12 protein-coding genes are annotated in these 14,811 nt (G+C 67.6%); 5 read left to right on the top strand and 7 right to left on the bottom strand.

Going from position 1 to position 14,811, the window contains the following annotated elements; all coding sequences use genetic code 11:
- Positions 1 to 58: 58 nt before the first annotated feature.
- From ACIOSY_RS02670 to ACIOSY_RS02660, 3 genes are all read right to left on the bottom strand, one after another.
- On the bottom strand, positions 59 to 3,865 hold the full coding sequence (locus tag ACIOSY_RS02670; RefSeq protein ID WP_400848568.1) for a hypothetical protein: 3,807 nt from the start codon (positions 3,863 to 3,865) through the stop codon (positions 59 to 61).
- A gap of 86 nt (positions 3,866 to 3,951) precedes the next feature.
- The gene (locus tag ACIOSY_RS02665; RefSeq protein WP_400848565.1) at positions 3,952 to 4,710 is read right to left on the bottom strand and encodes an RNA polymerase sigma factor; all 759 of its coding nucleotides are present in this window, start codon (positions 4,708 to 4,710) and stop codon (positions 3,952 to 3,954) included.
- A gap of 336 nt (positions 4,711 to 5,046) precedes the next feature.
- Positions 5,047 to 6,627, bottom strand: coding sequence for a LuxR C-terminal-related transcriptional regulator (locus tag ACIOSY_RS02660; RefSeq protein WP_400848562.1), 1,581 nt, complete (start codon positions 6,625 to 6,627; stop codon positions 5,047 to 5,049).
- 183 nt (positions 6,628 to 6,810) lie between these two features.
- On the opposite strand from ACIOSY_RS02660, the gene ACIOSY_RS02655 reads away from it, so the two are divergent.
- Positions 6,811 to 7,695, top strand: a complete 885-nt coding sequence (locus ACIOSY_RS02655) for a ketopantoate reductase family protein (protein WP_400848559.1) — start codon at positions 6,811 to 6,813, stop codon at positions 7,693 to 7,695.
- The gene (locus tag ACIOSY_RS02650) at positions 7,692 to 8,333 is read left to right on the top strand and encodes a TetR/AcrR family transcriptional regulator (protein WP_400848556.1); all 642 of its coding nucleotides are present in this window, start codon (positions 7,692 to 7,694) and stop codon (positions 8,331 to 8,333) included. Before ACIOSY_RS02655 ends, ACIOSY_RS02650 begins: the two co-directional genes overlap by 4 nt.
- Before the next feature lie 6 nt (positions 8,334 to 8,339).
- Here ACIOSY_RS02650 and solA read toward each other — a convergent pair whose 3' ends face one another.
- Positions 8,340 to 9,533, bottom strand: coding sequence for an N-methyl-L-tryptophan oxidase (gene solA / locus ACIOSY_RS02645; protein ID WP_400848553.1), 1,194 nt, complete (start codon positions 9,531 to 9,533; stop codon positions 8,340 to 8,342).
- On the bottom strand, positions 9,530 to 10,144 hold the full coding sequence (locus ACIOSY_RS02640) for a TetR family transcriptional regulator (RefSeq protein ID WP_400848550.1): 615 nt from the start codon (positions 10,142 to 10,144) through the stop codon (positions 9,530 to 9,532). Before ACIOSY_RS02640 ends, solA begins: the two co-directional genes overlap by 4 nt.
- Before the next feature lie 72 nt (positions 10,145 to 10,216).
- On the opposite strand from ACIOSY_RS02640, the gene ACIOSY_RS02635 reads away from it, so the two are divergent.
- The 3 genes from ACIOSY_RS02635 to ACIOSY_RS02625 are packed head-to-tail and all read left to right on the top strand — an operon-like array spanning position 10,217 to position 13,718.
- Positions 10,217 to 11,446 (top strand): amidohydrolase family protein, encoded by a 1,230-nt coding sequence (locus ACIOSY_RS02635; RefSeq protein ID WP_400848547.1) that lies wholly within the window; start codon positions 10,217 to 10,219, stop codon positions 11,444 to 11,446.
- Entirely contained in the window at positions 11,443 to 12,342 is a 900-nt protein-coding gene (locus ACIOSY_RS02630) for an alpha/beta hydrolase (RefSeq protein ID WP_400848544.1), read from the top strand. The genes ACIOSY_RS02635 and ACIOSY_RS02630 overlap by 4 nt, the downstream gene beginning before the upstream one ends.
- Positions 12,339 to 13,718: an FAD-binding oxidoreductase gene (locus ACIOSY_RS02625; protein ID WP_400848541.1), complete on the top strand. Its 1,380-nt coding sequence runs from the start codon at positions 12,339 to 12,341 to the stop codon at positions 13,716 to 13,718. Before ACIOSY_RS02630 ends, ACIOSY_RS02625 begins: the two co-directional genes overlap by 4 nt.
- A 50-nt stretch (positions 13,719 to 13,768) precedes the next feature.
- Here ACIOSY_RS02625 and ACIOSY_RS02620 read toward each other — a convergent pair whose 3' ends face one another.
- Together ACIOSY_RS02620 and ACIOSY_RS02615 are read right to left on the bottom strand one after the other, a co-directional pair.
- Entirely contained in the window at positions 13,769 to 13,954 is a 186-nt protein-coding gene (locus ACIOSY_RS02620) for a hypothetical protein (RefSeq protein WP_400848538.1), read from the bottom strand.
- Positions 13,955 to 14,040: 86 nt separating this feature from the next.
- Positions 14,041 to 14,457 (bottom strand): hypothetical protein, encoded by a 417-nt coding sequence (locus ACIOSY_RS02615; protein WP_400848535.1) that lies wholly within the window; start codon positions 14,455 to 14,457, stop codon positions 14,041 to 14,043.
- Positions 14,458 to 14,811: the final 354 nt, after the last annotated feature.

Raw genomic sequence — 14,811 nt, 5'->3', positions numbered from 1 at the left:
GACTGCGCCCGGGCACCCCTCGGTCGAGGGATGCCCGGGCGCGGGTCGACGCGGTGCGCTACTGCGCCGAGCGACGTCGGCGGATCAGGAAGAACGCCCCTCCACCCAGGAACGCCAGTCCGAGCACCAGCATGCCGACGGCGAAGCCACCGCCCGTGATCGCCAGGCCCGAGACGACCACCGTCGCCTTCGCATCGTCCGCGTCGGTGACCGACCCGCCGAGCGGGTCGGTTCCCGTCGCCGCGACGACGTTCGTGATGTCCTGCGTGGTGCGATCGAGCGTGAGCACGACCACCGCGGACTCGCCCGCGGCCAGATCACCGATGTCGACGGTCTCGCCGAGCTTCGGGTCGTCGAGCGTCACATCGGTGAGAGGCGAGTTGCCCGTGTTGGTGACAGTGAGCTGCCAGTAGGTGGCAGCTCCGGACTTGACCTCGACCGACTCGGCCCAGGGCCCGGTGAGGCTCGCTGCGACGAGCTTGTCGACAGCGATGCCCGACTCCACACCGAAGTACCACGAGTCGTCGGCCGCCGACAGCGTGCCGTCACCCACCGGATCGGATGCCTCGGCCGTCACGGTGTTGTGGTACTGCCCGACGATCGCGATTCCCTCGGCGGTGAGCGTGACGCTCTCGCCAGGCTCGAGCCGGTCGATCACGCTGTCGAACACCGTCTCGCCATCGGCGTCGACATCGATCACGCTCACATCGACGAGCGGGAACCCACCGGTGTTGGTGACCGTGTACGCCCACTCGACGTCCTGCCCCGGCGTCAGCCAGAGACCGGGAGCCGACGTCACGTCTTCACCGTTCGTGGTCTTCACGATCGACAAACCCGAGTCGCCCGCGAGATACCAGGAGTCGTCGATCGCCGGGGTCGGCTGCTGCGGCAGCGCCGCACCAGCCTCGTCGACCGCCGTCGCCGTCGCTGTCGCCGTGTTCTGGTACTGCCCGGCCACCGCCGTGCCCGTCGCCTCGAACGTGCGGGTCTCGCCCGGGAGCAGCGGACCCGTCGCCGGCGACACCGGCGCGAGGTCGCCCTCGGCACCGCTTCCGTCGACGAAGGCGTCCGCCACCGTGATGTCATCCAGTGGCACATCACCGGTGTTGGTGACCTCGTACGTCCACGTCACGGTCGACCCCTCGGCGACCAGCGCGCCGGGAGCCGCGTCGTACTCGACGCCGTTGGTCTTCTTGACCAGGGAGAGGCTCGGCACCGCCTGGACGGTGACGGCAGCCTCGTTCGAAGCGAACGAGACCGGAGTGCCCCCGTAGACGCCGGTCGCCGACACGGTGTTCGTGTCGGTCTGGCCGTACGAGAGGTCGCCGAGGTTGGCGGTCGGAACGACGAGCGTGAACGCCGCCCCCGACGTCAGCGTGCCTGCCGCGATCCGGAAGGCCGTCGCCTCGGCCGGATTCGTCGTCCAAGTGCCCGTCGTCGCGCTCGTCGCATCCGTCGAGTACTCGACCGTGGCGCCCGCCGGCGCTCCGGTGACGGGCCCGGTCAGATGCGTGTCGAAATCATCGCCGTCGGCGATGCTCGGCAGCTTGTCGAAAAACACGACGTTGGTCACCGGGTTGGGCAGGATGTCACTGACATAGATCTGCCAGAACGACTCGGCACCGACCTCGGTGGTCAGCGCCCAGGGCCCGGTGGCCGACGCGCTCGACAGCTTCGAGATCAGAAGACCGCCGGCGGTGTTGATCGACGTGTTCGCCGACGCCACCGCGATGACCGTGCGGTTCGGGTCGAAGTCCGGCACGTCGGGGAAGAAGTCGTGGCCGAGCATCGGCACGGTCACCGCCCCGGTGCCGCCATCGGCCTGCGCGATGAAGCGCGGGTCCTCCGACGACACGTACGACGTCGCGGTCGCGACGATCTCGGTCGGGTCATACGACTGCGCGAGGGCGATCACGGGGATCTGGTATCGCCAGCCGCCGGTACCGACCTCACCGTTCTTCGCCGCGCCCGGTGCGCGCATCGGTGCGATCTCGTCGAACGAGAACGTGATCACCTGCTGTTCGCAGCCATCGGCATCCACGATCCGCTTCGAGGTGTCGACCGACACCCCCTCGCCGACTGACGGAGCCTGCGGGATGCCCACGTCTTCCGTCCGATTCGGCAGCGGCGTGATGCTCGACCCGTCGTAGAGAACTCCGCACGGCAGAACGACGTTCATCACCGAGTCCTCATAGGTCTCGGAGGGGTTCTGGTTGACGATGCCTGCGGTGAAGACGCCACTGCCCCCCACGGAGAGCGATGTGGGCGCCGAGATGTTCGTCGTCAGGTGCACCGAATCGAGCGGTGTGAACGGAGCACTCGCCGTGCCGGTCAGGCCGGCCGCCGTCACCTCGAGGGTGTTGGTGAGCACGCCCGGGCCGACGCCCGCTGCCGCGGGGGCTTCGAAAATTCCGTCGGCGATGTCGCGGAAGACGGGCTGAGAGCCGAGGCGAACACGCACCTCGGAGCCGACGGGCACGGTCTCGCCCTCGCTCGGCGCCAGTGTCACCCGCCATCCGGTCAGCACCTGCCCGACCTCGAGCATCAGCTGATCGGTGCCGCCGAGGTTGGTCGAACCGACGTTCGCGACCGAGAGGACCTTGGGGTTCGCCGTCGTGGGTGCCGAGTTGTACGCGGTGTATTCGGTCCACGTCGCCGACCAGTTGGTCTGGTACTCGATCTTGTAGCCGAGGTTCCGCGCCGTCAGGCTCGGGTCGAACTGGATGTACAGCTGCGACACGTCGTTGTGGTGGTACCAGGAGTTCGATCCCAGACCTGCCGCCCCGCTGTCGGTGAGCACGAGCTCGGGAGCATCCGGCGTCCCGTCAGCACCGTTGTAGGCGCCCGTCGTCTGCGTGTAGTGGGTGCGAAGACCCGCGCTGCTTGTCGCCGGAGCGGACTTGGTCGCGCTGACGCCGGGTGCGCCGCCCTCGCCGAAGACGGGACCCTGAGTGCTCGCGGGAGCCTGATCGCGCCACACGCCGTTCGCATCCTGGGTGCGCAGCGTCACCGTGTTGACGGGCGGGCGCGAGCCGACCTGCCACTCCGGCACGGAGGCCGGGTATCGCACCGTGATCGTTCCAGCATTGAAGACATCGCCGTTCGCCCCGTACAGAGCGGTGCTGGTGAAGACCGCCGTCGGGAAGGCGCTGGTGTCCCAACCCGCGCCCGTCGTGCCGACCAGCACCGTGCCTGCGGGGAACACATCCGTCAGCACGCGAGCGTGCGAGGTGAAGGGCGTACCCGCATAGCCGGCGCCGAACGTGTAGGTCACCGTGCGGTTGTCGCTGCCGTTGACGGTGGCCGCGGACTTGGTGGCGTAATAGTCGTTACCCGAGACGACCTCCGTGCTCACCGGGCCGGACGACACCGGACCGCTGGGCCCCCCGGTCGCGGTCATCGACGTGTCGAGCGTCATTCCCGAATACTTCTCGTCGTTGTCGACCTGGCGCACGGTGTACACCACACTCACGAGCTGCTCGGTGGCGGGTCGCAGGGTGAGCACGAGCTCACGCGTCGTCGGGTTGTACGTGTACCCCGAAACCGGCTGACCGTCACCCGACGGCACCGATTCGAAGGCTGTGCCCTCGGGCAGGATCGTCGTCAGAATCGTCGGAGCCGACGGGTTCGTCGCGTTCACCCCGGTGTAGGTGATCGATGCGGTGTAGTTGTAGTTCTCCTTGAACGGAACGGTCGGTTCCGTCGTCAGAGCGACCGTGAAGTCGCCGTCTGCGGCCTGGGCCGCGACCGGCACCGTCAGCAGTCCGACGGCGGCGAGCACGAACGACAGCACTCCCGCCAACAGCGCCCGACGGGCGCCTCTCCCCGTGGCCTCGCGCCAGCGCGAGCCTCTCTTCGTACTCATGTCCGTGTTCCTCCCCGTTGTGATGGTGTGACGGACCGGCGTCGGGCGACGGTCGTCTCTTACTAGACGAACGAGGGATCAGAACATCACCGGACGAGCGCGACGCCGGCCAGCACGGCGTACGCCTCGAGCCCTGCGCTGCATGCCGGGCATCGGCGCACGGACTCCACCTCGGGACACGCGTCGTCCCACGTGGACTTGGCGGCGACGACTCCCGCGACACGGCGGTGTTCCGCGGCGCAGTGCTCATCCGTGCACGCACGGCGAAGACACTCCACGACCAGTTCGGTGCGCAGCGCCGCCTTGGCACGGTAGACGGCCGTACTGATCACCGCCGCCGAACGACCCAGCTCGGCACCGAGGGTGTGGGGCTTGCGCCCGTCGACGATGACATCGTTGAGGAGCATCCGCTGTTCCGCCGACAGACGCGACATCGCGAGCGCCACGATCGAATGGTCGATCTGCGCGTGCACCCGATCCGTCTCGTCGGCGCAGAAGAACTCGTGCTCGTGCGGATCGAGCGCCACGTTGTGCGAACGCGGCGAGCGCATCTCGTCACGCAGGCGGTTGCGCATCGACTGCGCGATATACGCCTGCGTCTTCTCGACGGGACCGCGTCCCTGCGTCCATTTCTCCCATGTCGTCAGCAGGGCCGACGACAGCAGATCCTCGGCGTCCATCGCCCGACCGGCGATGACGCGCGACAGGATGCGCAGCTCCGGCAGATTCTGCGACAGCAGCAGGTCGGCAGCCTGCAGATCGCCCGTATTCGTGCGTCGAGCGAGGGCGTTCTGCTCGCTGGCCCCCGCGACCGCGATCCCGGCGCGCTCCTGTGCGTAGATCATGTTTCCCCCTGCACGGACGGCAGTCGTCCGTTCCCCTAGGAGAAGAGAACAGGGAAGACCGCCCTCGAAAGAGCGATCGGCGGATAATCCACCCGAGCTCTCACCCCGGCCTCACCCCGGCGCAACGGGCGACCCACCAGCGAGGAGGAGGAGCGTTGGGGTGACGCTCCCCCTTCTTCGCGACGCTGCGGGATGAGTGGGAGGGCAGATCCCGCAACCGCGGGCGAACCCGCTCCATCGAGGCCTGGGGAGGTCCTCATCTACTAGACGAGCGATGGGTCGGAATCTCACCGCCCGGCGCTTCAGCCGTCAGAGTGGATTCCCGTCTCCGCAGCCTCAGAGTTCGTCCGCGCGGCGCAGGGCGTCGTCACGCCCGGTCGCACCGAGCTTGCGGTAGAGGTTGCGTAAGTGGCTCTTCGCCGTGTTCGCCGAGATGAACATCGCCGCAGCGAGGTCGCGCACGGCCGTGTGCGTGCGCAGCAGTTCGAGGATCTGCAGCTCGCGCTGGGTGAGATTCGCCCGTTCGGCCGACGCCGGACCCCCGTCCGGTGCCGCGCCACGAGACGAGGGGTATCGCTCGCGCAGACCCGGGGGAAGGCGCGTGCGCTCGGCGATCGCGTCGTGCACGCGGGGGAGTGCTTCGTCGGCGGCGTCGTACGCTCGGGTCGATGCGATGCGGTCGGCGGCGACGCGGATGGCGTCCGGGCGGTTCGGTGCGTGCATCAGTTGCGCGGCGTTGGCGCGGAGCACCTGCCAGCGCGAGGGGATCGATGACCCGCGTCGACGCCCGCGCGCTGCTCTGTCGATGAGGGCGAGCGCGTCTTCGGTCTGCCCCTTCTTCATAAGGATGCGGGCGCGGCTGGTGACCACCGAGGGGTGCGCTGCGGTCGCGTCGATGGCGTCCAGCACCTGTTCCGCGGCGTCGAGGTCCCCCTGGCTCTGCCGAAGGTCTGACAGGTTGGCTCGCAGGATCATGCCGGCCAGCGAACCGGGTGCGGTCAGAGACGGATACGCCTGCAGGGTGCGCTCGATCAGTCGGACCGCGCCATCTGCCTCGCCCCAGTACAGCGCGATGCGAGCGCGCGCGTGGACGTCGATCCACCACAGTTCACCCGAGTCGACGTCGTGATGGCTCTGCGTCAGATACGCCTCGGCGGCGGCCCTGTCGAAGTGGGCGATGTCGATCAGCGGCCGGGCGAGCACAGCCGCCTTCTGCAGATGGAAAGTCATGGTGCGGGGGTCGGTCGAGATGTCGGTCTCGCTGCGGGCGAGCCATTCCTCAGCGTGCGCGAAATCTCCCGCCAGCGCGTGAGCGAGAGCGCAATGCCCGGCCAGATAGGGGGCGATCGGATGCGGCAGCGTGCTGCGCGACCAGCGCCACCCCTCCGAGAACGACTCGATGGCGGCATCCAGATCGCCCGCAAGAAGGCGCGCGAGTCCGAGCCGCAGCAGCACGCTGCCGAGCACGTCGTCGAAGCCGTCGTGCTCCTGCGCGGTGCGGATCAGTTCCTGCGCCTCATCGACGATCTTCAGCGCCTGATCCAGGCGGCCGTACACCAGGCTCCGCCGGATCGCCGCGGTCTTGACGCCGAGCACATCGCGTGCGGCCGGAGCATCCTGACCCGCCACCCAGTCGGCGAACGTGCGCTCGAGGCGTCGTTCGGTAGCGGCGGACGAACGCCAGGCGTTGCGCGAGATCTCCCGAGCCATCAGATACCGAGGATGCTCGTGCACCCAGTCGCGCGGAGCACGCGACCACAGGTCGAGCACCGCGTCGGGCGCGGCCAGAGAGAGCGCGAAGAAGTAGTCGTCGAGCAAAATGGCGATGTCGTCCCACCGCTCGTGCTCGAGCATCTCCTGCAGCTCGGAGAGCAGCGCGTCACGACCGCTCTGCGCCCACTCCATCTCTGTATTCACCCACTAAAAGCAACTCTCCCCACCGGCCGGATGCTCCGACACGGTTCACCATCAATATATTGCGGTGGATGCTTCGTGGGGCCAAAGATCGCGGACATCACCGAAAACGGAATAAGTGATTCCGGTAGTGTGAGCACTGGAGGGAATAGCCTCGCTCCATCTGCAGTGGTCTGGAGAAGCCGAATGAAAGTCCTGGTCTATGGAGCCGGTGTTCTCGGCAGCCTCTATGCCATTCAGCTGTTCGAAGCGGGCGTGGACGTCACGCTCGTCGCTCGTGGGGATCGATTCGCTTTGATCCAAGAAAACGGCGTGCTTGTTGCCGAGGGTGACGACGGTCTCGTCCGGTCCGTGCGAGTTCCGGTGACGGACAGCCCAGTCGGCGACTGGGACCTGATTCTGGTGCTCGTCCGCACTCATCAGATCGGCGCTGTCCTCGAAACTCTGACCGGGATCACAGGTGACGTCCTGTTCCTCCTGAACTGGGCTGCCGGACCTGGCCCGCTGCACGAGATCCTCGGGCATGACCGCGTCCTGCTCGGCTTCCCCAATCAAGGCGGCGTGATGGATGGCGACGTCGTCCGCTACCGGCCAGCTTCTCGGGTGACCCGCCTCGTGTCGATGCCAATCGGCGAGCCTGACGGCCAGACCACGCCCAGACTCGAGCGCATTATCGAGGTGTTCCGCAATGCCGGTTTCGTCGTCAAAGCGGAACCGCAGATGGACGCCTGGCTGCGAACTCACGCCGCGTTCGAGGTGCCCCTCAGCGTGGCGGTCCACGCCGCGGGTGGTCCGGATTCCTTGGCAGGAGACCGGATTGCGGTCCGTGCGATGCTTCAGGATATGAGGCAGAGCCTGACAGCCATGCCCACGCCGACCGTTCCCGGAGCGTTCCGGCTCTTGCATACCCTGCCTGAGGTTCTTCTCATCCCCGTCTTCCGTCGATTCCTGCGCAGTTCGGTTGCCAGCCCCCTCCGGACCGACTCACCTGCTGTGTCCGGAGAACTCGCCACACTTGCGGAACAACTACGCAGCGCAACGCACGGACGCACAGCAAAAAGGGACTCATGAACAGTGAAATCGCTCCGTCCCGTGCGCAGCGCGCAGACGCGGCCCGGAATCGCGACCGTATCGTCCAGGCGGCCCGGGAAGTCTTCGCAGAGCATGGGTTCTCTGCGACCCTCCACGACATCGCCGAGCAGGCCGGCGTCGGTGTCGGCACCATCTACCGGAACTTCGACAGCAAGCAGCACATTATTCGCGCGCTCTATGCGGAAGCCATCGAGAGGGTCCTGTCGGGAGCCCATGAAGCACTCCAAGTAGCAGACCCCTGGCAGGCGCTCGTCACGTTCTTCGAAGCGACAGCGTCCAGCCAGGCGCTGGATAAAGGGTTGACCGCGATGTTCCTGGGGGCCGACAGCAGCACACCCCTGGATGAGACAGCAGCCAGAATCCTTGAGTCCGTGTCGCCACTCTTCGATCGGGCACTCGCAGCCGGCGTCGTCCGTGAAGGCATTGGCGTTACCGACATCCTTCCGATCTTCGCAATGCTCGATGCCGTCTACCACCTCAGCGCTGAGGAACCAGACCTCTGGAGGCGCTACCTCGCCATCCTCCTCGACGGGCTCAGGGCCCGCGATCGGTCGGCTCTCCCCGTCAACGCGCTGGACGCAACGGCGTTCCGCGCCTCCATCGGCGGGTCCCACTAGCCAAAGTCAGCTCGCGCCCTCGCCGGTTCCGAGGCGGAAGAGCGGAACGAAGTCGGGGTCGACGATCGCCGGTCGTCGCAGACTGAACGCCGAGATGTCGTGCTCCGTGCGGCCGACGGTCAGCAGGTCGGCGAGAATCCGTCCCATCAGACTCGCGAACTTGCCCGCGTGCCCTGCTCCGTTGAACACGGCGACGTGGGGGTGTCCTGGCACGGTGTCGAGCACGAAGTCGCGGTCGGCGGGCATGTCGTACACACAGGTCTTGCTCATCAGCAACGGCCCGTCGGCACCAGGCAGATGCGCGCGGAGGAACTCGCGGAGCAGCAGCGGCTCGTCGGCGTCCGGGGTGAACGACCGCTCCGCGGGGGAGATGAAATGGCCGCGCATGTCGCGCGCGAGTTTGACCGCCGCTTCTCCGTAGACGGGGAAGCCGTAGTGCACCTCCGCAGCGTGATGGATCCAGATGGGGAACCTGTCCGGAGTGAAGTCCGACAGGTTCGGCGAGGAGAAGTACCCCACCTGCTCCTGACTCAGCGTCAGCGCGAAGGACAGGCCGAGATCAGGCATGAGGTCGCCGAGCCACGATCCTGCGGCGACGACGAGATGATCGCCGTCGAACGATCCCTCCGACGTCGAGACGGTGACACCGTCGCTGCCGATCTGCACACCGGTCACGACGACACCGGAGCGGAACTCCACCCCGGCGGCCTTTGCCAGAGACACATGGGCCGACACCGAACGGCGGATGTCAAGGATCCCGGCGTCCTGCTGATGGATTCCGATCGTGTCGTCGGACACGCTCCACTGCGGGTACTGGGTGCGGATGTCGTCGATCGTCAGTTCGTCGTAGGGGATGCCGACAGCATCCATCGCCCGCCGGTATTCGTCGATCTCGGCCGCGCCGGAACTGTCTGCGACGGCGAGGTCGATGCCTCCGGTCTGCGTGTAGATCTTCAGCCCGGAACGCTCCTCGACGTGGGCCCACGCGGCGAACATCGCATCGGTGAGCTTCGTGTAGTCGTCGCGATGGTACGCCCGACGGATGATCCGGGAGTGGTCTCCGGAGGAACCGAGCGCGTGACCGAGCTCGAACTGCTCGAGCACGAGTACCCTTTCCGCACCCGCCCGCGCCAGCCAGTAGGCGGCCGCGGTGCCGATCGCTCCGGCGCCGATGACGATGTGGGAGTATCCCTGGGTCATGTCGTTCCGTTCTTCCGATGGTCGTCGAGGCGGATCGTCGCGAACGAAGCGATGAAGCGCTCCGCCGCGGCATCCACCTCTTCTGAGGGGCTCAACAGCCGCTGCAACAGCAGCCCGCGTATGCACGCGATCGCGATGAGACTCTGCTGCACGGCCTCCGCTGCGGGCAGTCCCTCGCGGCGGGCCGCCGCCTCGAGAAGGCGGGTGAGGTCGTCGAGGTCGGCCACGAAACCGTCGAAAGCGCCCCGCTCGTACACCGCCAGCCCGATCAGGTGGAAGAAGGCGCGGGTTCGCTCCTCATGCCCGGCGTTGGCGTAGAAGCCCCAGATGGCGCCGAGCATGTCGACGAAGCCGAGATCGCCGCCGGTCGCCGCGATGACGAGGTTGTCCCGCCGGCGCGCCTCCGACAGCACGGCGCTCAGCAGACCGGGGCGTGAGCCGAAGTGGTAGGTCAGGAGCGTGTGGTGCACGCCGAGCCGCTCGGCCACCTGGCGCATCGACAGATTGGGGCTGGGGCCGGTCTCGCCGAACTCGTCGAACAGCGCCTGCAGGAGCCGCGCCTTGCCTTCACCGACCGCTGCCCGCATGCTGCCTCCCGTTGACACCTTCACCACTGTTGAGTACGTTAGCGCACAACGAACTCACCACTGTTGAGGACAACTGATCCGCGCGGAAGAGGCCACATGACCGAGATCTGGTTCGTCGGTGGGATCGTCGCGGATGGGTCCGGCTCCGAACCGTTCGCCGCGGACGTGTGCGTCGAGAACGAGGTCATCACCCGGATCGGAACCGCGCCGACAGGGGCCGCGACGGTCGACCTCGACGGCATGCTGCTGACGCCGGGCCTGATCGACGCTCACGTGCACTTCGGACTCTCGAGTCCCATCCGGGCGCAGTTCGGGTTCCAGGTGTCGGCGGCCGAGATCGCCGCCGACATCTTCACCACCGCGAGCCGCACGCTCGATGCCGGCTTCACCACGGTGCGCGACACCGGAGGCATCGACGGCGGCGTCGTCGACGTGATCGCGAAGGGCAAGGTGCGCGGCCCGCGCGTGCTGTCGTGCGGACCGGTGCAGTGCCAGACCGGCGGGCACGGCTACTACGGGGCCGCGTGGGAGCCGACGGAGCTCTGGGAGACGCACCACATACCGGGCCTCGCCGCCCTGTCGCTCATGTCGGGCAATGCCGACGAGTTGCGGCGCAACGTGCGGGAGTCGTTCCGCCGCGGTGCGACGTTCCTGAAACTGTGCGTCACGGGTGGTGTCGTCGGCGGGCACGACCGCCTGGACGACACGCAGTTCACGACCGCAGAGATCGCCGTGGCCGTGGAAGAGGCTGCGGCGCGTGGCACCTATGTGACCGTGCACGCGCACAACAACGCCGGCATCCGCAACGCCGTGCGCGCGGGCGTGCGGTGCGTGGAGCACGGCACCGACATCGACGAGCCGACCGCGCAGCTGATGCGGGACCACGACGTGGCACTCGTCCCCACCTTCGCGGTGATTGAGCAGGTCCTCGATCCCGAGAGTTCTTTGGACATCGAGCCGTCGGCGCGCGAGCGCATCGCCGGCACCCGACGCCGCATGGTCGATGCTCTCCGGATCGCCCGCGAGGCCGGCCTGCGGATCGGGCTCGGCTCCGACCTCCTCGGTTCCGGCCAGCACCGCCGGGGCGAGGAACTGCGACTGCGCGCCGAGCTGGAGTCGCCCATGCAGGCGCTCGTCTCGGCCACCAGCGTCAATGCCGACATCCTCGGCATCTCAGACACCGTCGGGATGCTCCGCGTGGGAATGGCCGCCGACATGGTCGCCTGGGCGCGGAACCCGCTCGACGACGCCCGCGTCTTCGCGGATCCGGACATGGCTTCCTTCGTCGTGAAGGCCGGCCGCATCATGAAAGGAGACACCCCATGAGCGAGATGCTGAACGGATGCTTCGCCGATACGGAGTACCTCGAGGTCACGGCCCGGTCGGGCCATCGCTACGGCGTCTGGGTGACGACGCCCCCGGGCTATGCGGAATCCACCGATCCTCTGCCGCTGATCTACGTCGTGGACGGCAACTGGGCCGTCGGGCTGACCGCACCTCTCATCGTCACCCAGGCGGACCCCTACCTCACCGTCGCCCCGTACATCCAGGTCAGCGTGGGCTACGCCGGCGAAGAGGCCGCGCAGTGGGCAGAGCTCCGCAACCGCGACCTCGTGCCGCCGGGAGAACCTGTCAGCGATGAGATGCTGACGACCCTTGCGGCCGCTCGCGATTCCGGAGCGATGTCCCAGGAGTACATGGACGCCTACCTCGACCTCCTCGCGGACACCCACGCCGATGTCTTCCTCGCGTTCCTGACGGAGGAGCTCCATCCGCTGCTGCAGTCGAAGGTGCGGGTCAGCGAATCCGGGCATGGTCTGTTCGGGTACTCGTACGGCGGTCTCTTCGCCCTGTACGCGTGGTTGCAGGATGCATCCCCGTTCGCGACGTTCGGGGCGGGCAGCCCGGGCGTCGCGGCCACGGACAGTCAGGTGTTCCCCCTGATCGCCGCCCTGTCGGAGCCCGGCGCCGGCGGATCTTCGCAGCGCCTGCATCTCACACTGAACGAAGCCGAGCTGCTCGGGCCGATTCCGATCTATCGAGAAATCGGACGCAACCTGCTCACGGTCGTGGCAGAGCTGCAAGCCAAGGGGCGTACGGAAGAAGTCTCGAAGGCCCTGCTGCACGAGACCCATCTCACCGGGCTGCAGGCATCGTTCCTGAGCTACCTGAAGACCTGCCACACGCGCTCGGCATCCGCCCACGGCGACGAACGAGCGTGAGCGAGTCCGCACTCCTCGCCGATCTCGCCGGGGTTCTGCCCGCCGACCGTCTCACGACGGACCCCGATGTGCTCGAGAGCTACGCGCACGATGACGCCGAGTGGGCCGAGTGGGCGCTGCCCGCCTGTCTCGTGCGGCCGCGGACTCCCGAAGAGGTGCAGTCGGTGGTGCGCGCATGCCTGCGACACGACACGGCCGTCGTCGCTCGGGGAGCGGGCACCGGCCTCTCGGGCGGCGCCAACGCCCTCGCGGGTTGCGTCGTGATCTCGCTGGAGCGGATGAACGCCGTGCTCGAAGTGGACGAGCTCGAGCGTCTCGCCGTCGTGCAGCCAGGGGTGGTGAACGACGACCTCCGGGAGCACGTCGCCGGGCACGGGCTCTGGTATCCACCCGACCCGGCGAGCTCGCCGTGGTCGACGATCGGCGGAAACGTGGCGACGAATGCTGGGGGCATTTGTTGCGTGAAGTATGGCGTCACCGGCGACTACGTGCTCGGCCTGCAGGTCGTGACCGGCACGGGCGAGCTGGTTCGGCTGGGACGCCGCACCGCGAAGGGCGTCGCCGGCTACGACCTCACGAGTCTTCTCGTCGGCTCCGAGGGCACCCTCGGCATCGTCACCGAGATCACGGTGCGGCTTCGGCCGCTGCGCCCGCCGGAGCAGACGATCGCCGGATTCTTCGATTCGCTCACCGACGCGGGTCAGGCGGTGCGCGAGGTCGCGGCGGCCGGGCTCACCCCGTCAGCACTCGAGCTGATCGACCGGAACTGCCTGCGAGCCGTCGACGACTGGAAGAACATGGGCCTCTCGGCCGATGCCGCGGTCGTGCTGCTCGCGCGCGTGGACACCCCCGGGGCGGCAGGCGACGAGGAAGCGGCCGCCGTGATGTCGGCGTTCGAGCGCGGAGGAGCCACCTGGGCCGACCGCAGCACGGACGACGCCGAGGGGGAGGCGCTCTTCGCCGCACGGCGTCTCGCGTATCCGGCACTCGAACGCCTCGGCCCGGTGATCACCGAGGACGTGTGCGTCCCGAAGGCCGCCGTGCCGGCGATGCTCAGCCGCATCGAGGCCATCGGACTGGCCAACGACATCCTCATCGCCAACATCGCGCATGCCGGTGACGGCAACCTCCATCCGCTCCTCGTCGTCCCGCCCGGAGATGACGACGCTCGCGCTCGTGCAAAGAAAGCGTTCGCAGAGATCATCGACGATGCCCTCGCGCTCGGCGGCACCGTCACCGGCGAGCACGGCGTGGGTCTCCTCAAGCGCGAGGGACTCCGGTCGGAGCTCTCGCCGGCCGTGTTCGAGATGCACCGAGCGGTCAAGGCCGCCCTCGACCCCGCCGGCATCCTCAACCCCGGCAAGGCCCTCGGGTGACGTAGCCGCTGGCGCTCAGGCGAGCCGAGGATGCGCCGAGCCGGGTGTCGTCACGGCTTCTGCTTTCGAAGCAGGCTCCACCACACGAGGCCCGCGAGGCCGACGACGAGGAACGCACCGCCGAAAACCCCCAGCAGTGCGTTACCCGTCTGGGCCGCCACCACACTGGCGAGGAAGGCGGCAAGGAACCCGATCAGCGCGATCCATGCCGCAACCTGACGACGACGGTCAGTCATGGTGCCCACACTAAACCGGAAAGCGTACGGCGAAGCACGGACTTCACTGCCGCCTCGATGATCTCCACGGTCGCGTGATCGAGATGCTACGCGGCGGCGCTCAGGGCCACCCGGTCGGTCGCGTGCTCGAGGTAGACATGCAGCAGGCGTCGAGCCGGAACATCCCCGCCGTGCGTCTCCCCGTCGTCGAGGTCGTGCGCGCAGGAAGACAGCCACTCCTCGACGGTGCTCGTCGGCACTCCCACGAGCGTCGCGAACTCGACCGCAGACAGCGGCTCGCATCCGTGCGCACGGTCGCGAAGGGTGTACCACGAGCGGCCTATCGCGTCAGCGATGTCTCGCAGCGAGTACCCGAGTTGAGACGCTGCGCCGAGCAGTGCGCGACAGAGCCGGTTCTGCACACGCCTCTGCGAGCCGCGCGCGCTCTGCTCCGCGGCCAGCGCGGCGCGGAGCAGCATCACGAGATCGTCGGGAAGCGTCGCAGTTCCAGGAGCAGCAGCCATGGGATTCCTCGCAGGTCGAACGAGTGAGTAGGACGAGTGGCGGGATGCCGTCGGCCACCCTCCACCCTGTATAACGAGCGAATCGTCGCTTTCTGACGCCATAAGCCGACATTGACGGGTGGACCGTCACATTTCGGGGCTGACCTCGTTGTTCTCATCAATGGTGTCGAGGACGGCTCGTCTCCTCGCTTTCGCGAGCGGGCAAGGCGCGCTCAGGAGGGTGTTAACACAGGGTTAAGTCTCGCCCCGAGCGTTGCACTCGACACTATGTGTCACATATGTTGAACCGCCGGTATATTGCTTGATCGTTGATCAGGACATCGCCCGGCGCCACATACTCAGGGGAGGGCGCGC

This window comes from Microbacterium sp. NPDC087665 (assembly GCF_044743285.1).
Lineage (GTDB): Bacteria > Actinomycetota > Actinomycetes > Actinomycetales > Microbacteriaceae > Microbacterium.
This window is presented reverse-complemented; position numbering and strand designations above follow the sequence as displayed.